This is a genomic window from Sphingopyxis sp. NJF-3 (assembly GCF_053514865.1).
Genome location: NZ_CM130726.1, coordinates 3,503,219 through 3,521,977 on the forward strand (window position 1 = coordinate 3,503,219; position 18,759 = coordinate 3,521,977).

At 68.1% G+C, this 18,759-nt stretch carries 20 protein-coding genes; 6 read left to right on the forward strand and 14 right to left on the reverse strand.

The features are described from left to right. Positions 1–75: 75 nt before the first annotated feature. Complete coding sequence (locus tag ACOTSS_RS16850; RefSeq protein ID WP_448689136.1) at positions 76–1,317, forward strand: NupC/NupG family nucleoside CNT transporter; 1,242 nt, start codon at positions 76–78, stop codon at positions 1,315–1,317. Here ACOTSS_RS16850 and ACOTSS_RS16855 read toward each other — a convergent pair. The 3 genes from ACOTSS_RS16855 to gntA are packed head-to-tail and all read right to left on the reverse strand — an operon-like array spanning position 1,303 to position 3,465. Continuing rightward, the gene (locus ACOTSS_RS16855; protein WP_448689137.1) at positions 1,303–2,199 is read right to left on the reverse strand and encodes an ATP-grasp fold amidoligase family protein; all 897 of its coding nucleotides are present in this window, start codon (positions 2,197–2,199) and stop codon (positions 1,303–1,305) included. The two genes, ACOTSS_RS16850 and ACOTSS_RS16855, sit on opposite strands and share 15 nt — an antisense overlap. Beyond that, positions 2,196–2,720, reverse strand: coding sequence for a DUF1989 domain-containing protein (locus ACOTSS_RS16860; RefSeq protein WP_448691367.1), 525 nt, complete (start codon positions 2,718–2,720; stop codon positions 2,196–2,198). The genes ACOTSS_RS16855 and ACOTSS_RS16860 overlap by 4 nt, the downstream gene beginning before the upstream one ends. A gap of 49 nt (positions 2,721–2,769) precedes the next feature. Beyond that, positions 2,770–3,465: a guanitoxin biosynthesis heme-dependent pre-guanitoxin N-hydroxylase GntA gene (gene gntA / locus ACOTSS_RS16865; RefSeq protein ID WP_448689138.1), complete on the reverse strand. Its 696-nt coding sequence runs from the start codon at positions 3,463–3,465 to the stop codon at positions 2,770–2,772. A 159-nt stretch (positions 3,466–3,624) separates the two neighbouring features. Between gntA and ACOTSS_RS16870 the strand changes: the two genes are divergently transcribed. Next, the gene (locus tag ACOTSS_RS16870) at positions 3,625–4,227 is read left to right on the forward strand and encodes a beta/gamma crystallin-related protein (protein ID WP_448689139.1); all 603 of its coding nucleotides are present in this window, start codon (positions 3,625–3,627) and stop codon (positions 4,225–4,227) included. A 14-nt stretch (positions 4,228–4,241) separates the two neighbouring features. Continuing rightward, positions 4,242–4,553, forward strand: a complete 312-nt coding sequence (locus tag ACOTSS_RS16875) for an MliC family protein (RefSeq protein ID WP_448689140.1) — start codon at positions 4,242–4,244, stop codon at positions 4,551–4,553. 39 nt (positions 4,554–4,592) lie between these two features. Here the strand turns inward: ACOTSS_RS16875 and ACOTSS_RS16880 are convergent, their stop codons facing one another. From ACOTSS_RS16880 to gluQRS, 8 genes are all read right to left on the reverse strand, one after another. Further along, entirely contained in the window at positions 4,593–5,735 is a 1,143-nt protein-coding gene (locus tag ACOTSS_RS16880) for an epoxide hydrolase family protein (protein ID WP_448689141.1), read from the reverse strand. 67 nt (positions 5,736–5,802) lie between these two features. After that, complete coding sequence (locus tag ACOTSS_RS16885) at positions 5,803–6,399, reverse strand: class I SAM-dependent methyltransferase (RefSeq protein ID WP_448689142.1); 597 nt, start codon at positions 6,397–6,399, stop codon at positions 5,803–5,805. Beyond that, complete coding sequence (locus ACOTSS_RS16890; protein ID WP_448689143.1) at positions 6,396–7,262, reverse strand: 3-hydroxyacyl-CoA dehydrogenase NAD-binding domain-containing protein; 867 nt, start codon at positions 7,260–7,262, stop codon at positions 6,396–6,398. The genes ACOTSS_RS16885 and ACOTSS_RS16890 overlap by 4 nt, the downstream gene beginning before the upstream one ends. A 148-nt stretch (positions 7,263–7,410) precedes the next feature. Then, positions 7,411–8,397 carry an L-histidine N(alpha)-methyltransferase gene (egtD, locus tag ACOTSS_RS16895; RefSeq protein WP_448689144.1) on the reverse strand — a complete coding sequence of 329 codons (987 nt, stop codon included), beginning with the start codon at positions 8,395–8,397 and terminating at the stop codon, positions 7,411–7,413. A 1-nt stretch (position 8,398) separates the two neighbouring features. Beyond that, positions 8,399–9,706, reverse strand: a complete 1,308-nt coding sequence (gene egtB / locus ACOTSS_RS16900) for an ergothioneine biosynthesis protein EgtB (protein WP_448689145.1) — start codon at positions 9,704–9,706, stop codon at positions 8,399–8,401. A 466-nt stretch (positions 9,707–10,172) separates the two neighbouring features. Next, positions 10,173–10,754, reverse strand: a complete 582-nt coding sequence (locus ACOTSS_RS16905) for a cob(I)yrinic acid a,c-diamide adenosyltransferase (protein WP_448689146.1) — start codon at positions 10,752–10,754, stop codon at positions 10,173–10,175. Between the two features lie 21 nt (positions 10,755–10,775). Beyond that, a complete protein-coding gene (locus ACOTSS_RS16910; RefSeq protein ID WP_448689147.1) occupies positions 10,776–11,000 on the reverse strand; it encodes an HIG1 domain-containing protein in 225 nt (74 codons plus the stop codon). A 9-nt stretch (positions 11,001–11,009) separates the two neighbouring features. Beyond that, positions 11,010–11,861 carry a tRNA glutamyl-Q(34) synthetase GluQRS gene (gene gluQRS / locus ACOTSS_RS16915; RefSeq protein ID WP_448689148.1) on the reverse strand — a complete coding sequence of 284 codons (852 nt, stop codon included), beginning with the start codon at positions 11,859–11,861 and terminating at the stop codon, positions 11,010–11,012. Between the two features lie 170 nt (positions 11,862–12,031). Here gluQRS and ACOTSS_RS16920 point away from each other — a divergent pair, with 170 nt between their 5' ends. The 3 genes from ACOTSS_RS16920 to ppc all read left to right on the forward strand — a co-directional run bounded on the left by ACOTSS_RS16920 (position 12,032) and on the right by ppc (position 15,855). Next, the gene (locus ACOTSS_RS16920; protein WP_448689149.1) at positions 12,032–12,598 is read left to right on the forward strand and encodes an HNH endonuclease; all 567 of its coding nucleotides are present in this window, start codon (positions 12,032–12,034) and stop codon (positions 12,596–12,598) included. A 77-nt stretch (positions 12,599–12,675) separates the two neighbouring features. Next, complete coding sequence (locus tag ACOTSS_RS16925) at positions 12,676–13,098, forward strand: YbaY family lipoprotein (RefSeq protein WP_448689150.1); 423 nt, start codon at positions 12,676–12,678, stop codon at positions 13,096–13,098. Between the two features lie 78 nt (positions 13,099–13,176). Then, positions 13,177–15,855, forward strand: a complete 2,679-nt coding sequence (gene ppc, locus ACOTSS_RS16930; RefSeq protein WP_448689151.1) for a phosphoenolpyruvate carboxylase — start codon at positions 13,177–13,179, stop codon at positions 15,853–15,855. An 82-nt stretch (positions 15,856–15,937) separates the two neighbouring features. On the opposite strand, the gene ACOTSS_RS16935 is transcribed toward ppc, so the two are convergent. The 3 genes from ACOTSS_RS16935 to ACOTSS_RS16945 form a co-directional block, all read right to left on the reverse strand. Next, the gene (locus ACOTSS_RS16935) at positions 15,938–16,456 is read right to left on the reverse strand and encodes a hypothetical protein (protein ID WP_448689152.1); all 519 of its coding nucleotides are present in this window, start codon (positions 16,454–16,456) and stop codon (positions 15,938–15,940) included. 160 nt (positions 16,457–16,616) lie between these two features. Next, complete coding sequence (locus ACOTSS_RS16940; RefSeq protein WP_448689153.1) at positions 16,617–17,420, reverse strand: SDR family oxidoreductase; 804 nt, start codon at positions 17,418–17,420, stop codon at positions 16,617–16,619. A 130-nt stretch (positions 17,421–17,550) separates the two neighbouring features. Further along, on the reverse strand, positions 17,551–18,669 hold the full coding sequence (locus ACOTSS_RS16945; RefSeq protein ID WP_448689154.1) for an acyl-CoA dehydrogenase family protein: 1,119 nt from the start codon (positions 18,667–18,669) through the stop codon (positions 17,551–17,553). Positions 18,670–18,759 lie beyond the last annotated feature (90 nt).

An 18,759-nucleotide genomic window follows, 5' to 3' on the forward strand; every position in this document is an offset into this window, starting at 1 on the left:
CGACGCGCGCCCCTTGCCCCGTCGCCAAAGGCCGCTAGACAGACCGGATAAACTTGCGGGGGACGCGACGAGAATATGGAACGCCTGATTGGTCTGCTGGGGATCGTCGCATTGCTGGCGATCGCTCTCGCTTTTTCGTCGAACCGCCGCTGGATCCGGCTGCGCGTCGTCGTTCCCGCCTTCTTGCTCCAGGCCGGTTTCGCGCTGCTCGTGATCGGCACGCCGTGGGGCCGCGCGGTCATCCAGGCGATGTCGAACGGCGTGTCGAACCTGCTCGGCTATGCGAAGGCGGGGACCGATTTCATCTTCGGCCCGCTCGCCTCGCCCGAAATGGGCGCGAACAGCTTCGCGATCGCGGCGCTGCCGGTGATCATCTTCTTCGCCTCGCTGATCTCGATCCTCTATTATCTCGGCATCATGCAGCTCGTGATCAAATGGGTCGGCGGCGCGATCCAGAAGGTGACCGGCATCACCAAGGTCGAAAGCCTCGGCGCCGCGGCCAACATCTTCGTCGGCCAGTCCGAATCGCCGCTCGTCATCCGCCCCTATCTCGCCAGCCTGACCCCGTCGCAGCTCTTCACCGTGATGACGGTCGGCATGGCCGGGGTCGCGGGCACGATCCTCGGCGCCTATGCGAGCATGATCGGCGAGCAACTGCTTCCTTATCTGCTCGCCGCGAGCTTCATGTCGGCGCCGGGCGGCATCCTGATGGCGAAGATCATGATGCCCGACGACCCCAAGGATCTGGGCATCGAGCCCGTGATCATGCCCGAGGCGAGCCACGACGAGGAAAAACCCGCGAACATCATCATGGCCGCGGCGCAGGGCGCGCAGACCGGTGTCCGGCTCGCCGTCGCGGTCGGCGCGATGGTCCTCGCCTTCGTCGCGCTGGTCGCGCTCGCCAACGGGCTGCTCGGCGGGATCGGCGGCTGGTTCGGCTACCCCGACCTGTCGTTCCAGGCGATCATCGGCACGGTCTTTCGCCCGGTGATGTGGCTGATGGGGGTGCCGTGGGACGAAAGCGCCGCGGTCGGCGGATTGTTCGGCACCAAGGTCGTGCTCAACGAATTCGTCGCCTTCATCGACCTCGGCAAGGTGCAGGGCGATTTCTCGGCGATCTCGGTCGCGATCGCGACCTTTGCGCTCTGCGGCTTCGCCAATTTCAGCTCGATCGCGATCCAGATGGCGGTGACCGGCGGCCTCGCGCCCAACCAGCGCCCGATGATCGCGCGGCTCGGCCTCAAGGCGCTGCTCGCGGGCAGCCTGTCGAACCTGATGTCGGCGGCGCTCGCCGGGCTGATGCTAGGGCTGGTCTAGCGCGTCGGCGCGGCGCGCCGAGCGGTCGAGCCAGTCGCCCGCCGCCACCGCGCCCGCCCGCCGGCCATCGCGCGCCGCGCGCCACAGCTCGCCGAGCCACAGGTCGATCGCGTCGGGCCGGAACGGGTCGAGACCCGATCCGGGGTAAAAGCTGACCTCGCCGAACCGCGGCGCGCCACCGACTTCGTAGAAATCGGCGCGAATGAAATCGAAGCCTTCGCCGAGCAGCGCCGCGGCCGCGAGCATGCGCGGCAGGCTTTCGGGCGGCGCGGGGTCGGGCAGGCCGTCGGGCGCCGCGAGCCGTACCCAGTCGGGGGTGAACAGCGCCCAGCTATGCGCCGTCTCGCGGTTGCGGTGAACCTGCACCGCGACGGGGCGCCCGCCAAAGACATAGATTTTCCAGTCGATCGGCAGCCGCCCCCTCTCCCCAACAAAGGGTTCGACGAGCAGGCCGCGCGGGATGCCGCGATAGAGCCATTCGTCCAGCCAGTGGCCGTAGCGATGGCGCATCCAGCGCGCGCCCGCGCGCCGGATTTCGGGCCAATTCGCGCCCGCGTCGCGCACGAAGCGGTTCTGGTTGCAGCCATGGCGCGCCTTGACGACGAACGGCGCCGGCCACAGCGGCCGATCGGGCAGGATCGTTCCGTGCCAGAGCGTCGGGGTCACCCAGTCGGGGCCGAGCAGTTCGGCGACGTGGCGCTTGACCGCGAGCTTGTCCTGCAGCGCGGGCTGGCGCGGATCGTGATCGAACAGCTTGCGCCACTGCACCCATTCGGTGAAGCGCCGCGGGTTGACGAGGTCGAGCCGTCGGCGATGGCGCGCGGCATAGAGGATATGTGCGCGCAGCCGGGCGCCCAGCGACGGGAACGGCGCGGCGCTCATCCTTCGATCCGATAGGCGATCGGCTTGAAACTGCCGTTGTTCGATTGCGGCGCCGAACAGGCGGTGAGCCCGATGACCAGGTCGGCATGGGCGAGGAAGGTGATGCTGTCGCCCGCCTTGCTGAGCGGCGGATCGACGCGCAGTTCGCCGGTCACACCATCGACGGGGACGTTCATGAAGCAGTTGAAGGCCACCGGGATCGCGTCGGACCCGATGCCATAGCACGCGAGCGCCTCGGCGAGATTGCCGAAACAGCCGCGATGCGGGTCCGCATCGCCATAGAGGATGCGGAAGGTGTCGCGCGAGCAGGGGGTGAGCAGGAAATCGTGGCGCCCGACGTCGTCGGCGACGATTTCGAGCAGGACGTTGCTGCGGTTCGAATAGAGCTTGTCGCCGGTCGTGAGGTAGATCCGGCCCGCATAGTCGAGTGTCCGCCCCGAAGAGATCACCTCGGCGACGTCGGTACGATCGAAGGCGAGCAGGTCGGCGACCTGTTCGCCGCGCGGGTCGATCACGACCAGCCGCTGCCCGCGGTCGAGCGTGAAGGCGGTTCCCGAGCGAGGCGCGATCTCAGGCAGCGCGTGTCCTCCGCCGGGGCGGCAGGAAGGGGCAGAACCAGTCGGTGTCCACCGCGCGCCCGCTGAACTGCGCGGCCGCGCTCGCATTGCCGAAATCGGCGAGCATCGGATTGGGGGCGCCGGCCAGCGCGGCGTCGCGGGCGGTGATCGCGGCGCGCATCCTGTCGTAAAGTCCCGCGCGCCGGAGCGCCGCGAACTGCGCCTGCAGGTTGAAGACCAGCACCGGCCTGCCGAAGCGGCGCGCGGGGCGGCTCGCCGCCGGGTGCAATCCGACGACGAAATAGCCATGCCCGCCGAGGCTGAGCGCGAACCACGGACTCGCCGGATGTTCGCTGACCTCGGGATCGGCCGGCGCACCGCGCGCCGCGTCACGATCGGCGAGCGCCTGCAGCCGTGCCCACATCTGCCCTTCGAACGCCGCCTCGCCGCACGGCGCGGGCTTCGCGAACAGGACGGCGAGCGAGTGGAACCGCCGGCCACTGCCGCTCCAGAAGGCGTCCGCCGTACGCTCGAGCGCATCCAGAATCCGGTCGTCGTCGCGTCCGCATGCGAGCGGTCCGACCTCGATGATCGAAAGCCCGCCGGCGGCAAGCGCCGACTTGGCCCCCACGCAGGGAAACATCTGGTCCGCGATATACTCGGCGAACGCCGCGCTGGCCGAAAACCCGGAGGCGGAAAGGTCGGACATGACAGGAGACAAACGGCGCTCGCGCCGGTTGGTTGCACCGTTGCTTCACGCTTCGCAGCCCGAAAAGCGGCCGCTATTACTTCGATTGCCAATCCAAAGAATATAGCATAATTTCAACATTGGTGGGACGATATTCTTTGCACAGGGGAGAATGTTGCCGTGACTGGAACCTTATTTCGCTGGCCGCTTCTGGCCGGCCTCGCCTTCGCCGGAAGCGCCGGTCTTGCGACATCGTCGGCGCAAACGCCCGATGACCGGATGTATCGCCCGGCCGAGGCGACCATCTATCGCGACGCCGCCTATCGCGGGCCCGCCGTTTTCATCGGCGAGGCGAAGCCGAATCTCGGCCTCGCCTGGCCGGTCAATTCGATCCGGGTGACGCAGGGACGCTGGGAGCTGTGCGAGAAGACGCGCTATCGCGGCACGTGCCGCACCGTCGACCGCGACACGCCGATGCTCGGCAATATCCTGCGCGGCATCACCGTCCAGTCGATGCGGCCCGCCGGGGGCGGCGATCCCTATCCACCCGCCAACGACCAGAGCGTGCGCGGCAATTTCGCCGAATTCCACACCCAGCCGATGACGGGCCGCACGCGGGTGCTCGCCTGCGCCAGCGGATCGGGAACCGCGAACTGCGCCGCGCGCACCGCCGACAACTGGTGCCGTTCGATCGGCTGGAACGGCTCGGCGCGCGAACATATGGAAACGGTGAACGGACGCATCTACCTCGCCGACGTGCTGTGCGTCCGGTCGGGCTATTGAAGGGGAGAAGGCCGATGAACAGGGTGATGGCCATGACCGCCGCAATGCTCGCGATTGCTGGCTGCTCGTCGGTACCGCGCAACACGGGCACCAGCTATGAATGCGACCGCGGAACCCGGCTGAAGGTCGATTATGTCCGCGACGGCGCGATCGTCCGCGTCAACGGGCGCCAGACGCTGGTGCTGCGCGAGACCCCGGCCAACCGCGGGCAGGTTTATGAGAACAAGACCGGCGCCCGCCTCCACCGCAACGGCAATCAGGCGACGTGGAACACCGCCGCGCGCTCCGCGGCAGAAACCTGCCGCGTGGTGATGACGCCGCTTTAGGGAGTATTGCGGCGGCACCGGGCCGGTGCCGCGGCCAATTTAGAGCGTCATCGACGCGAAAGCCTTTCGCAGTTCGGCCGCGAACAGCTCTGGCTGTTCCCAGGCTGCGAAATGGCCGCCGCGGTCGAGCTCGTTCCAATAGACGATGTTGCGATAGCGCCCGTCGGCCCAGCGCCGCGACAGGCGCATGATCTCGTTCGGGAACAGGCTGCACGCGGTCGGGACGTGAATCTCGCCGGCGACGAAGCTGCGGAAGCTGTGCCAGTAGAGCCGCGCCGACGAGGCGGCGCTGGCGGTTAGCCAATAGAGGCTGACCGTGTCGAGCATCGCATCCCTGGACAGCGAATTTTCCGGATGGCCGCCGATCGACTGGCCGCCCGGCTGGTGGCCGCAGTCGGTCCAGCCGTGATATTTCTCGACGATCCACGCCATCTGCCCGGCCGGCGAATCGGTGAGCGCATAGCCGATCGTCTGCGGCCGCGTCGCCTGCTGCGTCGAATAGCCGCTGTCCTTTGCCTGATACCAGGCGAAGCGCGCGAGATAGGCCTTTTCGGTGTCGCTGAGTTCGGCCATCATCTCGGGCGGCGGCGCGCCGACGACCATGTTGACGTGGATGCCCGCGCAATGATCGCCGTGCGCCACCCCGATCGCGCAGGTCACCGCGCTGCCCCAATCGCCGCCCTGCGCGAAATAGCGGTCGTAGCCGAGCGCGAGCATCAGCGCGTTCCATGCCGCCGCGATATGCTCGACGCTCCATTTGGCGACCGCGGGCTTGCCCGAAAAGCCGTAGCCGGGAAGCGACGGGATCACGAGATGAAAGTCGGTCGACAGGGGTTCGATCACGTCGAGAAATTCGAGCACCGACCCCGGCCAGCCGTGGGTCAGGATCAGCGGCCGCGCGTCCGGATTCGCCGAGCGAATATGGAGGAAATGAATGTCGAGCCCGTCGACCGTGGCGAGGAAATTGGGCAGCGCATCGAGCCGCGCTTCGACGCGGCGCCAGTCGTGATGGTCGCGCCAATAGGCCGCCAGCTCCTGCGCATAGGCGAGCGGCAAGCCCTGGTCCCAGTCGTCGACCGTCTCCTTCTCGGGCCAGCGCGTCCGCGCAAGCCGGTCCTTGAGATCGTCGAGCGCCGCCTGCGGCACAGCGGCCGTGAACGGGCGGATGTTGGTGACCTGCATCGCTTCCTCCTCTGTTTTCCCTGACCGCTTCGGCGGCACCGCCCATGCCCCACCCATGCCCCCCGTGTCAGCGCCGCGCGGTTACCTTGATCCACGGTCCCTGGACGCCATCATAACCCCCGCCCATGCCCTCTTCGATCTCGACCTGAGCCCAGAGCGCAGCGGCACGGTAATGGGTCGCGGCGTCATCGGCCGAGAGATAGTTGAAATAGCGCCCGAACCGATCGCGCCCCTCGCACCCGCCGCCCTTGTAAGTCGCGAGATGCCAGCCGCCGGGCCGCAGCGCGCGGTGGACGCGCGCCAGGATGGCGGTCAGCGCCGGACGAGGCACGTGCAGGAGCGACGCCGAGGCGACGACCGCGTCATAGGCGGCGTCGGCGTCGAGTTCGTCGAACCGCATCACGCGGACGGCGCGGCCGAGCCGCTCGGAGGCCTTGGCCGCGATCGCCGCGACACCGTCGGTCGGATCGACGGCAAAGCCGCGAGCGGCCAGATAGGCGGCGTCGGTCCCCCCGCCGCATCCGAGTTCGAGGATGCACGCGCCGGGCGGCAGGAGGTCAGCGAAGGCGGGGAGATGCCGACTGACGCCGCCCGCACCCGACGCGGTGTAAACCGGCGCTTCGTCGGCGTAGAATTGCAGGGTCGAAGGATCGTAGCCGCTCACCGCGTCGGCACGGGCTCCGGTCCCGTCCAGTCGTAGAAGCCGCGCCCGGCCTTCTTGCCGACCCAGCCGGCGTCGACATATTGGACGAGCAGCGGCGCGGGGCGGAATTTGGGGTCGCCGGTGCCGCTGTGGAGCACGCGGATGATCTCGAGGCAGGTGTCGAGCCCGATGAAGTCGGCAAGCGTGATCGGCCCCATCGGATGGTTGAGGCCGAGGCGGCATCCGGTGTCGATGTCCTGCATCGTCGCGACCCCCTCGCCCAGCGCGAACACCGCCTCGTTGATCAGCGGCATCAGCACGCGGTTGACGATGAACCCCGGCGCGTCGTTCGCATGGACGATCTCCTTGCCGAGCCCGCGGCCATAGGCCTCGACCTTCGCGAGCGTATCGTCGGAGGTGGCGAGGCCGCGGATCAGCTCGATCAGCCCCATCACCGGCACCGGATTGAAGAAATGGACGCCGATGAAGCGCGCCGGGTCGGGCGCCGCCTGCGCGAGACGGGTGATCGGGATCGAGCTGGTGTTCGACGCGAGGATCGCGCTGTTCGACAGGTGCGCGCCGACGCTGGCGAAGATCGCGCGCTTGATCTCCTCGCGCTCGGTCGCCGCCTCGATCACCAGTTCGGCGGGGGCGAAGGCGGCATGATCGGCGACCGGGGCGATGCGGGCGAGCAGCGCGTCGGCGTCGGCCTGCCCCATCTTCTCCTTGGCGACGAGGCGGCCGAGCGCCTTGGCGATCGCCGCCTTGCCCGCCTCGGCGCGCGCGAGGTCGATGTCGGACAGCAGCACATCGTGCCCGGCGCCCGCCGAGACCTGCGCGATCCCCGCGCCCATTTGCCCCGCCCCGATCACGCCGACGATCATGACTCTATCTCCCGAAAAATCTTGAGGTCCAGTCCGTCATCCCGGCGAAGGCCGGAATCTCGCCGACGCGTTTTACGGAAACGGCGGGATCCCGGCCTTCGCCGGGATGACGATATGGCAGGTTGCCCTAAGTGATCGGTCGCCTGCGTCAAGGGGCCGAGCGGAACTCGGTCGCCTGCGCGAGGATCAGCGCGAAGGCGGGGTCGGCGTCGTCCCAGGCCGCGACCGGGGTCCAGCCGCCCGCCCGGAGCAGCAGATTCGCGTCGCGCGGGCCGTATTTGTGGCTGTTCTCGCTGTGGATCGTCTCCCCCTTCGCCATATGATAGGCGCGGCCGTCGACGCGGAATTCCATGTCGCACGCGGCGACAAGGTGCATCTCGATCCGCGCGTGAACGTCGTTCCAGATCGCACGATGGGCGAAATTCTCGACCGGGATGGTTCCGCCCAGCTCGCGGTTGATGCGTTCGAGCAGGTTGAGGTTGAACGCCGCGGTGACCCCCGCCGGGTCGTCATAGGCGCTCGTCAACACGCCGATATCCTTGATCCGGTCGATCCCGATCAGGAGCAGCGACCCGTCGCCGAGCGCCCCGCGCCAGCTTCGGAGCAGGTCGATCGCGGTGCGCGCGACCATGTTGCCGATCGTCGAGCCCGGAAAGAAGCCGAGTTTGGGCAGCGGACCGATTTCGCGCGGCAGTTCGATCTGGTGCGTGAAATCGGCCTCGACCGGATAGACGGCAAGGCCCGGAAAGCGCGCCGCGAGCGCCCTGGCGCTGTCGCGCAGAAAATCGCCCGAAATATCGACCGGAACATAGGCGGCGGGCGCGATCGCCTCCAGGAGAAGCGGCGTCTTGGTCGAACTGCCCGATCCCAGCTCGACGACCGCGCGGCCGGGGCCGATCGCCGCCGCCATCGCCGCGGCGTGCCGCTTCAGCAGGTCGGTCTCGCTGCGCGTCGGATAATATTCGGGAAGCGCGGTGATATCCTCGAACAGCGCCGAGCCGGTCGCGTCGTAGAACCAGCGCGCCGGAACCGCCTTTTGCGCCTGCGAAAGCCCGGCGTGAACGTCGGCGCGGAAGGCGATGTCGATGCCGGCGTCGTCGGCGTCGACCTGCCGCAGGTGACGGACCACGCCCATATCAAAGATCCTTGGCAAGCCGCACGCCGGTGAACTGCCAGCGCTGGTGCGGGTAGAAGAAGTTGCGGTAGCTGGCGCGCACATGGCCGCGCGGGGTCGCGCAGCTGCCGCCGCGCAGCACGAACTGGCCGCTCATGAACTTGCCATTATATTCGCCGACCGCGCCGGGAACGGGGCGGAAACCCGGATAGGGACGATAGGCGCTGCCGGTCCATTCCCACACGCTGCCGAACATCTGTTGCAATCCGGTGTCGCCGCCCGCCGCCTCCGGCTGCGCCGGCCCGGCCACGTCGAGCTGCTGCCCGCCCAGCGGGTCGAGCGCCGCGGCGGCCGCTTCCCATTCGAATTCGGTCGGCAGGCGCGCGCCGGCCCAGCTCGCGAAGGCGTCGGCTTCGTAGAAGCTGATGTGGGCGACCGGCGCGGCGGGGTCGATCGACTGCCAGCCCGCCAGCGTGAATTGGCGCCCCTCGCGCCAATAGAGCGGCGCGTCGATATTCTCGGCCTCTACCCATGCCCAGCCATCGCTGAGCCAGAGCGAGGGTGCATGGTAGCCGCCGTCGGCGATGAACGCCTGCCACTCACCGTTCGTCACCGGCCGGCTGGCGAGCGCGTGCGGGGTCAGAAGCGCCGAAAACTGCGGAACTTCACAGTCGAATGCAAAGCCGTCGGCAGCATGGCCGATCGGCACGATACCCTCCGCGCCCTTGACCCATCGCATCGCCCCCGCCGCTTCGGATGCCGATCCTGAAACCGTGGAAAACTGCGCGACTTCACTCGCGAAAGCGGTTTCGTCCCAGACCGCGGGGCCGAGCGGGTTCTGCGCGAAGAGATGCTTGATGTCGGTGAGGAGCAGTTCCTGGTGCTGCTGCTCGTGCTGGATGCCGAGTTCGACAAGCATATGCGCCGCGCGCGGCAGGTCGGGCAGCGCGCTCTGCAACGCGGCATCGACATGCGCGCGCCAGACGCGGACTTCGTCGAGCGAGGGGCGCGTCAGCAGCCCGCGCCGCGCCCGCGTATGGCGCGGCCCCTCGGCCTCGTAATAGCTGTTGAAGAGATAGGGGTAGCGGGTGTCGAACACGTGGTAGCCGGGCGCATGGTCGCGCAGCACGAAGGTCTCGAAAAACCAGGTCGTGTGCGCGAGATGCCATTTGGCGGGCGAGGCGTCCGCCATCGACTGCGCGCTCGCGTCGGCGTCGGAGAGCGGCGCCGCGAGGTCGAGCGACAGACGCCGCGTCGCGGCGAAGCGCCGGCCCAGATTCGCGTGCGGAAGGGTGTCGGTCGGGGGTGAAGCATCGGTACGGCTGGCCATAGGAAGACAATTCCCCGGAGTGCGATTCGGTTTCGCGTGCCGTCCGATTATGGTTACGGTGGAGTGATTTGTCTAGAACATAAAGGGAACGATTGAGTGAGGATGGAGAGACGGGATGGCAGCTTTCGGCCGAGAGCGGCCGGTGGTCGATCGTCACCCCGGACTTGATCCGGGGTCCCGCTGGATGTCCAAGCCAGTCGATGCCTCAAAAAGCGGGATCCCGGATCAAGTCCGGGATGACGAATGTCGGGAATCGACCGTAGCGGCCATTTCACCATCGTCACCCTGAACTTGTTTCAGGGTCCATGGCCTGCCGTCTACTTCGACGCGGCATCGAACGAGAGGTCTGGCCATGGATGCTGAAACAAGTTCAGCATGACGTGATTTTGAACGGCACCTCCCCACCCCAAAGCAGCCGCCGGCTTGCAAACGAAGGAATCGCCTCCGAAGCGGGAGGTTTATTCCGTCAGCGCGTAGCGCCGGGCTTCCACAGGATATCGCCGCCCGCCGCGGCGTTGATGTGGCGCGTCATCACGAAGAGATGGTCCGACAGCCGATTAAGATAGGCGAGCGCGAGCGGGTTGAGGTCGCGCGTCGCGACCGCGGCGACGGCCGCGCGCTCGGCGCGGCGCGCGATCGCGCGCGCGAGGTGGAGGCGCGCCGACGCCTCGGTACCGCCGGGCAGGATGAAGCTTCGGAGCGGTTCGAGCGCGGCGTTCATCGCGTCGATCTCGGCCTCCAGCCGCGCGATCTGGCCGGGTACGATGCGCAGCGCCATGTCGTGCGGGCCGAAGCCGTGTTCGGCATCGGCGGGGGTCGCAAGGTCGGCGCCGAGGTCGAACAGCTCGTTCTGGATGCGCGCGAGCATCGCGGCTTCGGCGCTGTCCGCGGCGAGTGCGGCGGCGGCGAGGCCGACCGCGCTGTTCGCTTCGTCGACATCGCCGATCGCCGCCATCAGCGGCGCCGCCTTGGCGATACGCGAGCCGTCGACGAGCCCCGTGGTGCCGTCGTCACCGGTGCGCGTGTAGATCTTGTTGAGCTTGACCATCGGTCGGGCTGCGCGCGGCTTTTAGCTGCCGGCGGCGAGGAAGCCGATCAGCACGAGCAGGATGATCGTGATCGCCTGCCATTTCACGCGCGCCATCATCATCTTGTTCTGCATCACCTGATTGTCGTGCGCCGTGCCGTCCATCGCGGCGCGGTGGCCCTGCGCGAAATAGAAGAGGCCGCGCGCCAGCGCGAACAGGACGAGGCCGGCGGCCACGATGACGGCAAGGACGAGCAGGATGGTCATGCGCCCTATTTAGGGAGTTTGCAGCGAATAGCCAGCGGGAAGGCGCCCGGCGCGCAAATCGGCGGCGAGCATTTTGCCGTCGACGCCGCTTTCGCGCAGCGAAGCGAGCGACGCCGCGGCGTCGCGCTTCGCGAGCCGCTGCCCGTCGGCGCCGCAGACGAGCGCGTGGTGACGATAGACGGGGGTGGCGAGGCCGAGCAGCGCCTGGAGCAGGCGGTGGACGTCGGTCAAGGCGATCAGGTCGGCGCCGCGCACGACGTGCGTGACCCGCATCGCGGCGTCGTCGAGCGTGCTCGCGAGATGATAGCTCGCGGGCGCGTCCTTGCGCGCGAGAACGATGTCGCCGTGCGCCGCGGGGTCGGCGGCGCGCATCCCCCGCCCCGCCTCCTCCCAGGCGAGATCGCCCGCGCGCGCCGCCGCCTGGCGCATGTCGAGCCGCCAGCAATGCGGCTCCTCCGCGAGCCGGCGCTCGCGCATCGCGGCGCCGAGGTGGCGGCAGGTGCCGGGATAGACGGCGCCGGCCGGTCCGTGCGGCGCCGCAAGGCTCGCCGCGATGTCGGCGCGGGTGCAGAAGCACGGATAGACGAGGCCGCGCGCGCGGAGATCGGCGAGCGCCGCGTCATAATCGCCGAGGCGCTGCGACTGGCGCACGGGCGCGCCGTCCCAGCCGAGCTCGAGCCATTCGAGGTCGGCGAGCGCCGCATCGACATAGGCCTCGCGCGACCGGCTGCCGTCGATGTCGTCGATGCGGAGATGGAATTCGCCGCCCGCATCGCGCGCCGCATCATGCGCGAGCAGCGCGCTCCAGGCGTGGCCGAGATGGAGTTCGCCGGTCGGGCTCGGCGCGAAACGGGTCAGCATGGGCGCGCGGCCGAATCCAGATGCTGTAGCCGCTGCCGGCGAATCCTTCCATATGTTGCGGCAGATGCCCCCTTGACGTCAGAATCATATGCGTGATGTAATGACGCTGTCACTTGGGAACGGCAGTGGCGCGCCATCCCGCGCAGCAAAGGGGGCAGCGTCGTAAAGCCATGTTCCATCCCGATCTCGCCCGCCATCCCGATGCCTGTCCTGCGCTTGTCCTCAACGCCGATTATACGCCGCTGAGCTATTATCCCCTGAGCCTGTGGCCGTGGCAGACCGCGGTCAAGGCGGTATTCCTCGACCGCGTGACGATCGTCGAGAATTATGAGCGCGAGATCCATTCGCCGACGAAGACGATGCCGATTCCGAGCGTGATCGCGCTCCGCCAATATGTGAAGCCGTCGCAGCATCCGGCCTTCACGCGCTTCAACCTGTTCCTGCGCGACCGCTTCGCCTGCCAATATTGCGGGTCGGGCAAGGATCTGACCTTCGATCATGTCGTGCCGCGCCGGCTCGGCGGGCGGACGAGCTGGGAAAATGTCACCACCGCCTGCGCCCCGTGCAACCTGAAGAAGGGCGGCCGCACGCCGAGCCAAGCGCATATGCCGATCCACCGCCAGCCGTGGCGCCCGACGAGCTGGCAGCTCCAGGACAATGGCCGCGCCTTTCCGCCGAATTATCTGCACGAAAGCTGGATCGACTGGCTCTATTGGGACGTCGAGCTGGAGGGTTGACGGGCCCATAACGAGCGCGACAGCACAGGTTCATCGCGGCGGGTCCAGGGCACCCCCGACCCAACAGGAGAATAGTCATGGTTCGTTTCGCCCGCACCCTCGCCCTGAGCCTCGCCACGCTGCCGCTTGCGGCCTGCGCGACGCTGATGCCCTCTGAGCAGCCGGTCAGCGTCACCGGCAGCGTCACCTATCGCGAGCGCATGGCGCTGCCGCCGACGGCACAGGTCGAGATCCAGCTCGCCGACGTCAGCCTGATGGATGCGCCGTCGCGCACGATCGCGCGGCAATCCTTCACCGCCGACGGCCGCCAGGTGCCCTTCGCCTTTTCGCTGACGGTCGACCAGCGCAAGCTCGACCCGCGCGGCCGCTATTCGGTTTCGGCGCGGATCACCGACGCCTCGGGAAAGCTGATGTTCATCACCGACACGCATAATGGCGTGACCTTCGACGGGCGGCCTCGGATCGACATGGGAACGCTGGTGATGGTGCGGACGCGCTGACGCGCGCCCGCACGCCGTGCGGCGCATAGCTATGCGCTGCTTGACGCAGCGTCTGCTGCGGTGCAGCAACTAGCGCCCATGGGCCCGCCGATCCAGATTTCGCAGAACCCCGACATCCGCTATCTCGGGCGGATCCTGGGCGACGTCATCCGCGCCTATGGCGGCGAAAAGCTGTTTCGCCAGACCGAATATATCCGCTCAGCAAGCGTCGACCGGCACCGCGGCATCGCCGGGGCCGAGGCGATCGATCCGGGGCTCGAGGCGCTGAGCCTCGACGACACCATCGCCTTCGTGCGTGGTTTCATGCTGTTTTCGATGCTCGCCAACCTCGCCGAGGACCGGCAAGGGGTCGCCGCCGAGCCCGAGGCGACGGTCGCCGCGGCGCTTGCGAAGCTGGACGCCGACGGGGTCGACGCGGCGGCGGTCGCGGCGCTGCTCGACGCCGCGCTGATCGCGCCGGTGCTGACCGCGCACCCGACCGAGGTGCGCCGCAAGTCGATGCTCGACCACAAGAACCGCATCGCCGAGCTGATGCGGCTGCGCGATGCCGGGGCCATGGAAACGCCCGAAGGCGACCTTGTCGAAGAGGCGATCCGCCGCCAGGTCGTACTGCTGTGGCAGACGCGCCCGCTGCGCACCGAAAAATTGTTCGTCGCCGACGAGATCGACAATGCGCTCACTTATTTGCGCGACGTCTTCCTGCCGGTGGTGCCCAAGCTCTATGCGCGCTGGGAGACGGAGTTGGGGCAGCGCCCCGCGAGCTTCCTGCGCGTCGGAAGCTGGATCGGCGGCGACCGCGACGGCAACCCCTTCGTCACCGCCGAGACGCTGCGCATGGCGACCGGGCGCAACGCCGCCGCGGTGCTCGGCCATTATCTCGATGCCGTCCACGCGCTCGGCGCCGAGCTGTCGGTATCGTCGGCGCTCGCCCCCGTCCCGGCGGCGGTCGAGGCGCTCGCAGAGGCGAGCGGCGACGCGGCGCCGAGCCGCCGCGACGAGCCCTATCGCCGCGCGCTGTCGGGCCTCTATGCGCGGCTGTGCGCGACCTATGCCGGGATCGTCGGCAAGCCGCCGCCGCGCCCCTCGACGCTGGCGGGCGAGCCCTATGCCGCGCCGGCCGATTTCCGCCGCGACCTCGTCACCATCGCCGGCGGCCTGTCGGCGAGCGGCGAGGGCCAGCTCGGCGGCATCGGCGCGCTCGGGCGGCTGATCCGCGCGGTCGAGGTTTTCGGCTTTCACCTCGCGACGCTCGACATGCGGCAGAACAGCGCGGTGCACGAGCGCGTGCTCGCCGAGCTGCTCAGCGTTTCGGGCGTGTGCGCCGACTATCGGGCGCTGAGCGAGGCGGAGCGCGTCGCGCTGCTCACCGCCGAGCTCGCCAGCGACCGCCCGCTCGCGGCGCCGTGGCACGAATGGAGCGAGGAGACCGCGGGCGAGCTGGCGATCGTCCATGCCGCGGCCGACGTGCGCCGGCGGCTGGGGAACGACACGATCTGCCAGTGGATCATCTCGATGGCGCAGGACCTGTCCGACCTGCTCGAAGTGCATGTGTTGGCGCGCGAGGGCGGGCTGTGGCGGAGCGGCGCCGAGGCGGGCGCGGCGAACCTGATGGTGGTGCCGCTGTTCGAGACGATCGACGACCTCGGCCGCGCGCCCGACATCATGACGCGCTATTTCGCGATGCCCGAGGTCGGCCCGCAGATCGGGGTCCGCGGATATCAGGAAGTGATGATCGGCTATTCGGATTCGAACAAGGACGGCGGCTATCTGACCTCGACCTGGGGGCTGCACCAGGCATCGCAGGCGCTGACCCCGGTGTTCGAAAAGGCGGGCAGCGCGATGCAGCTGTTCCACGGCCGCGGCGGCGCGGTCGGTCGCGGTGGCGGTAGCGCCTTCGCGGCGATCCGCGCCCAGCCGGCGGCGACGGTGCAGGGACGCATCCGCATCACCGAGCAGGGCGAGGTGATCGCGGCCAAATATGGCGGCGTCGACAGCGCCGCGACCAATTTGGAGGCGATGGTCTCGGCCAGCCTGCTCGCCAGCCTCGAGCCCGATGCGATCCGCGAGGAAGACCACCCACGCTACGCCGCAGCGATGGCGGCGCTGTCGGACACCGCCTTCGCCGCCTATCGCGGACTCGTCTACGAGACGGCGGGGTTCAAGGATTTCTTTCGCGCGATGACGCCGATCGCGGAGATCGCGACGCTGAAGATCGGGTCGCGCCCGTCGAGCCGCACCAAGAGCGGCGCGATCGAGGACCTGCGCGCCATTCCCTGGGTGTTCAGCTGGGCGCAGTCGCGCGCCATGCTGCCCGGCTGGTACGGGACGGGCGAGGCGTTCACGGCGTTCGAGGATCAGGCGCTGCTCGCCGACATGGCGCAAAGCTGGCCCTTCTTCGCGGCCTTGCTCGACAATATGGAGATGGTGCTCGCCAAATCGGACATGGGGATCGCGGCGCGCTATGCCGGGCTGGCGAGCGCGGTCGACGGGCATGACGCGATCTTCGCCCGCATCCGCGACGGCTGGAACCGCGCGCACGACGGGCTGCTGACGATCACCGGCCAGACGCGGCTGCTCGAGAAGAATCCGGCGCTCGAGGCGTCGATCCGGTTGCGGCTGCCCTATATCGAGCCGTTGAACCTGCTCCAGATCGAGCTGATGAAGCGCCATCGCGCCGGCGAAACCGATCCGCGCATCGCCGAGGGCATCCAGCTCACCATCAACGCGATCGCGACGGCGCTGCGGAACAGCGGCTGAATCGTCGTCCCAGCGAAGGCTGGGACCGCCGGCGACCTCGCGCCACGCCGACAACGGCCCCAGCTTTCGCTGGGGCGACGCCCTATTTCGAAACGATCCGCACCTCGCCCTTGCTCGTGGCGCCATCGGGGCCGAAGCGGATGGTGAAATCGTCGCCGTCCTTGTCAGTGCCCGCGAGCGTGTCGCCGTCGCGCGTGACCTTGACGCCCTTCTTCGCGAATTCGGCCGCCATCCAGTCGGCGGCCCTGGCGGGCGCGGCGGGGGAGGTGAAGCCGAGGTTCACCGTCGCCTTGTCGGCACCGCCCCTGTCGCTCGCGTTGACATCCACCTTTGTCACCGTGCTGCCGGGATAGAGCTTGACCCCGTCGATGTCGAAATCACCCTGGACGTCGAGGTCGACGAAATCGGGGATGTCGATGTTGATCGCGGTGCCGTCCTTGCCCCCGATCTTGAGCTTGCCGCCATCCTGACCGGCCTTGATCTGCACCCCGCCGCCCTCGCCGTCGGCGTTGATCGAGATTTCGGTTTCGGTCTTCTTCTCGTCCTTCTGCCCGCAGGCGGCGAGCAGAAGGATCGGGGGGATCAGGAAAGCGAGGCGCATGGCGGGTCTCCTTGGTGCGTTATCTTGATAATACACTAGGGAGACACCTCTATCAACGTTTCTTTCGTCATGCCGGACTTGATCCGGCATCCATGACCACGGCGGCAGGAATGGACCCCGGATCAAGTCCGGGGTGACGAGGGAGGAGCAGCGGGCTGGCTCAGGCGTCGATGCTGGTCTTGAGGTCGCCGTGGACGAGGCCGCCGTCGACCGCGATCGTGTCGCCGACGACATAGTCTCCCGCCTTCGACGCGAGGAAGATCGCGGCGCCCGCCATATCCTCGGGCACGCCGATGCGCTTGACGGGGATGCTCTTCGCGACCGCGTCGCCATGGTCGCGCGCGGCCTTGTTCATGTCCGACTGGAAGGCGCCGGGCGCGATCGCGGTGACGAGGATATGATCGGTGACCAACCGCGCCGCGAGGCGCTTGGTGAGATAGAGGATCGCCGCCTTCGACGCGTGGTAGCTGTATGTTTCCCACGGGTTGAGGCGCATGCCGTCGATCGAGCCGATGTTGATGACCTTTGCGGGACGTTCGTGCGTGCCCGCGGCCTTGAGCAGCCCGTGGAGCGCCTGCGTCAGGAAGAAGGGCGATTTGACGTTGATGTCCATCACCTTGTCCCAGCCCGCCTCGGGGAAGCCCTCGAACGGCTCGCCCCACGCGGCGCCCGCGTTGTTGACGAGGATGTCGAGCCTTTCCTCGCGCGCCTCAATCTCTTTCGCCAGCGCGCGGCAGCCTTCGACGGTCGCGAGGTCGACGGGGAGGCCGACGACCTTGCCCGGATAGCGGGTTTCGAAATCGGCGACGGCTTCCTCGATCTGCGCGGTCTTGCGCGCCGAGATATAGACGCGCGCGCAGCCGGCGGCGAGATAGCCCTCGACGATCATCTTGCCGATCCCGCGCGAGCCGCCGGTGACGAGCGCGATGCGGCCGTCGAGGCCGAACATGTTCTGAAGGTTCATAAGATCATCCTTTCGACTCCCTCCCCTTCAGGGGAGGGTTGGGGTGGGGCATGTTGCAGGCCCTCCCCGCTGCGACTAGCGAGCAAGCTCGCAAGTCTCGCTGCCCCTCCCGCAAGCGGGAGGGGTGAGATTAGTACCCGTTCATCCGCGCGACCTGGTCGATGTGGTAGTGCACATCGCCCATATACTCCGCCAGCGCGCGGTCGCGTTTCATGTAGAGGCCGATGTCATATTCGTCGGTCATGCCGATGCCGCCATGCATCTGCACGCCCTCGCGCACCGCGAGGTTCGCGGCGCGACCGGCCTTGGCCTTGGCGACCGAGACCATCAGCTTCGCGCCTTCACTGCCCTCGTCCAAGAGTTGCTGCGCCTTCATCACGGTGGCGCGCGCGACTTCCATCTCGCCATAGAGATGCGCGGCGCGGTGCTGGAGGCCCTGGAACTCGCCGATCAGCTTGCCGAACTGCTTGCGTTCCTTGAGGTAGTTCACCGTCATGTCCATCGCGCCCTGCCCGACGCCGACCATCTCGGCGGCGGCGCCGGTGCGCGTCGCGGCGAGCAGCGCATCGAGGATCTCGCCGCCGGCATCGACCTCGCCGATCACCGCGTCGGCGTCGACCTCGACGCCGTCGAGGGTGACGTGGCTCGCGAGGCTGGAGTCGACGAGGCGGCGCGGATCGGCGGTGAGGCCCTTGGCGTCCTTCGGCACCGCAAACAGCGTCATACCGCCGTCGGTCTTCGCCGCGACGATGCTCATGTCGGCGACATGGCCGTGGAGGACGAAGCTCTTCTTGCCGTCGAGGCGAAAGCCGTTGCCGGCGCGCGTCGCGGTCGTCGCGATGCGGTCGGGGCGGTGCTTCGCGCCTTCGTCGATCGCGAGCGCGACGATCGCCTCTCCAGAGGCAATGGCGGGGAGCCAGCGGCCCGCCTGCGTGCCGCCCGCCTTCGCCAGTGCGGCGACCGCGCCGACGCCGGTCGAGAGGAAGGGCGACGGGGTCAGGTTGCGGCCGATCTCCTCGAGCACGATCCCCGCCTCCATATGCCCCATGCCGAGCCCGCCGTGCGCCTCGGGAACCAGCATGCCGGGGAGGCCCATTTCGGTGAACTGCGCCCAGAGGTCGCGCGAGAAGCCGGTCGCGTCGGCGCTGTCGCGGAGTTTGCGGAGGTGCGAGACGGGGGCCTGTTCGGTCATAAAGGGCGCGACACTGTCCTTGAGCATCGCCTGGTCGTCATTGTGGTAGAGCGGCATTGTCTTCTCCTTGGCCCCGCCCCTTCAGGGGAGGGGTTGGGGTGGGGTCTGTCAGCGGTGCGCAAGGCCGATGAACCCCACCCCGCTCGA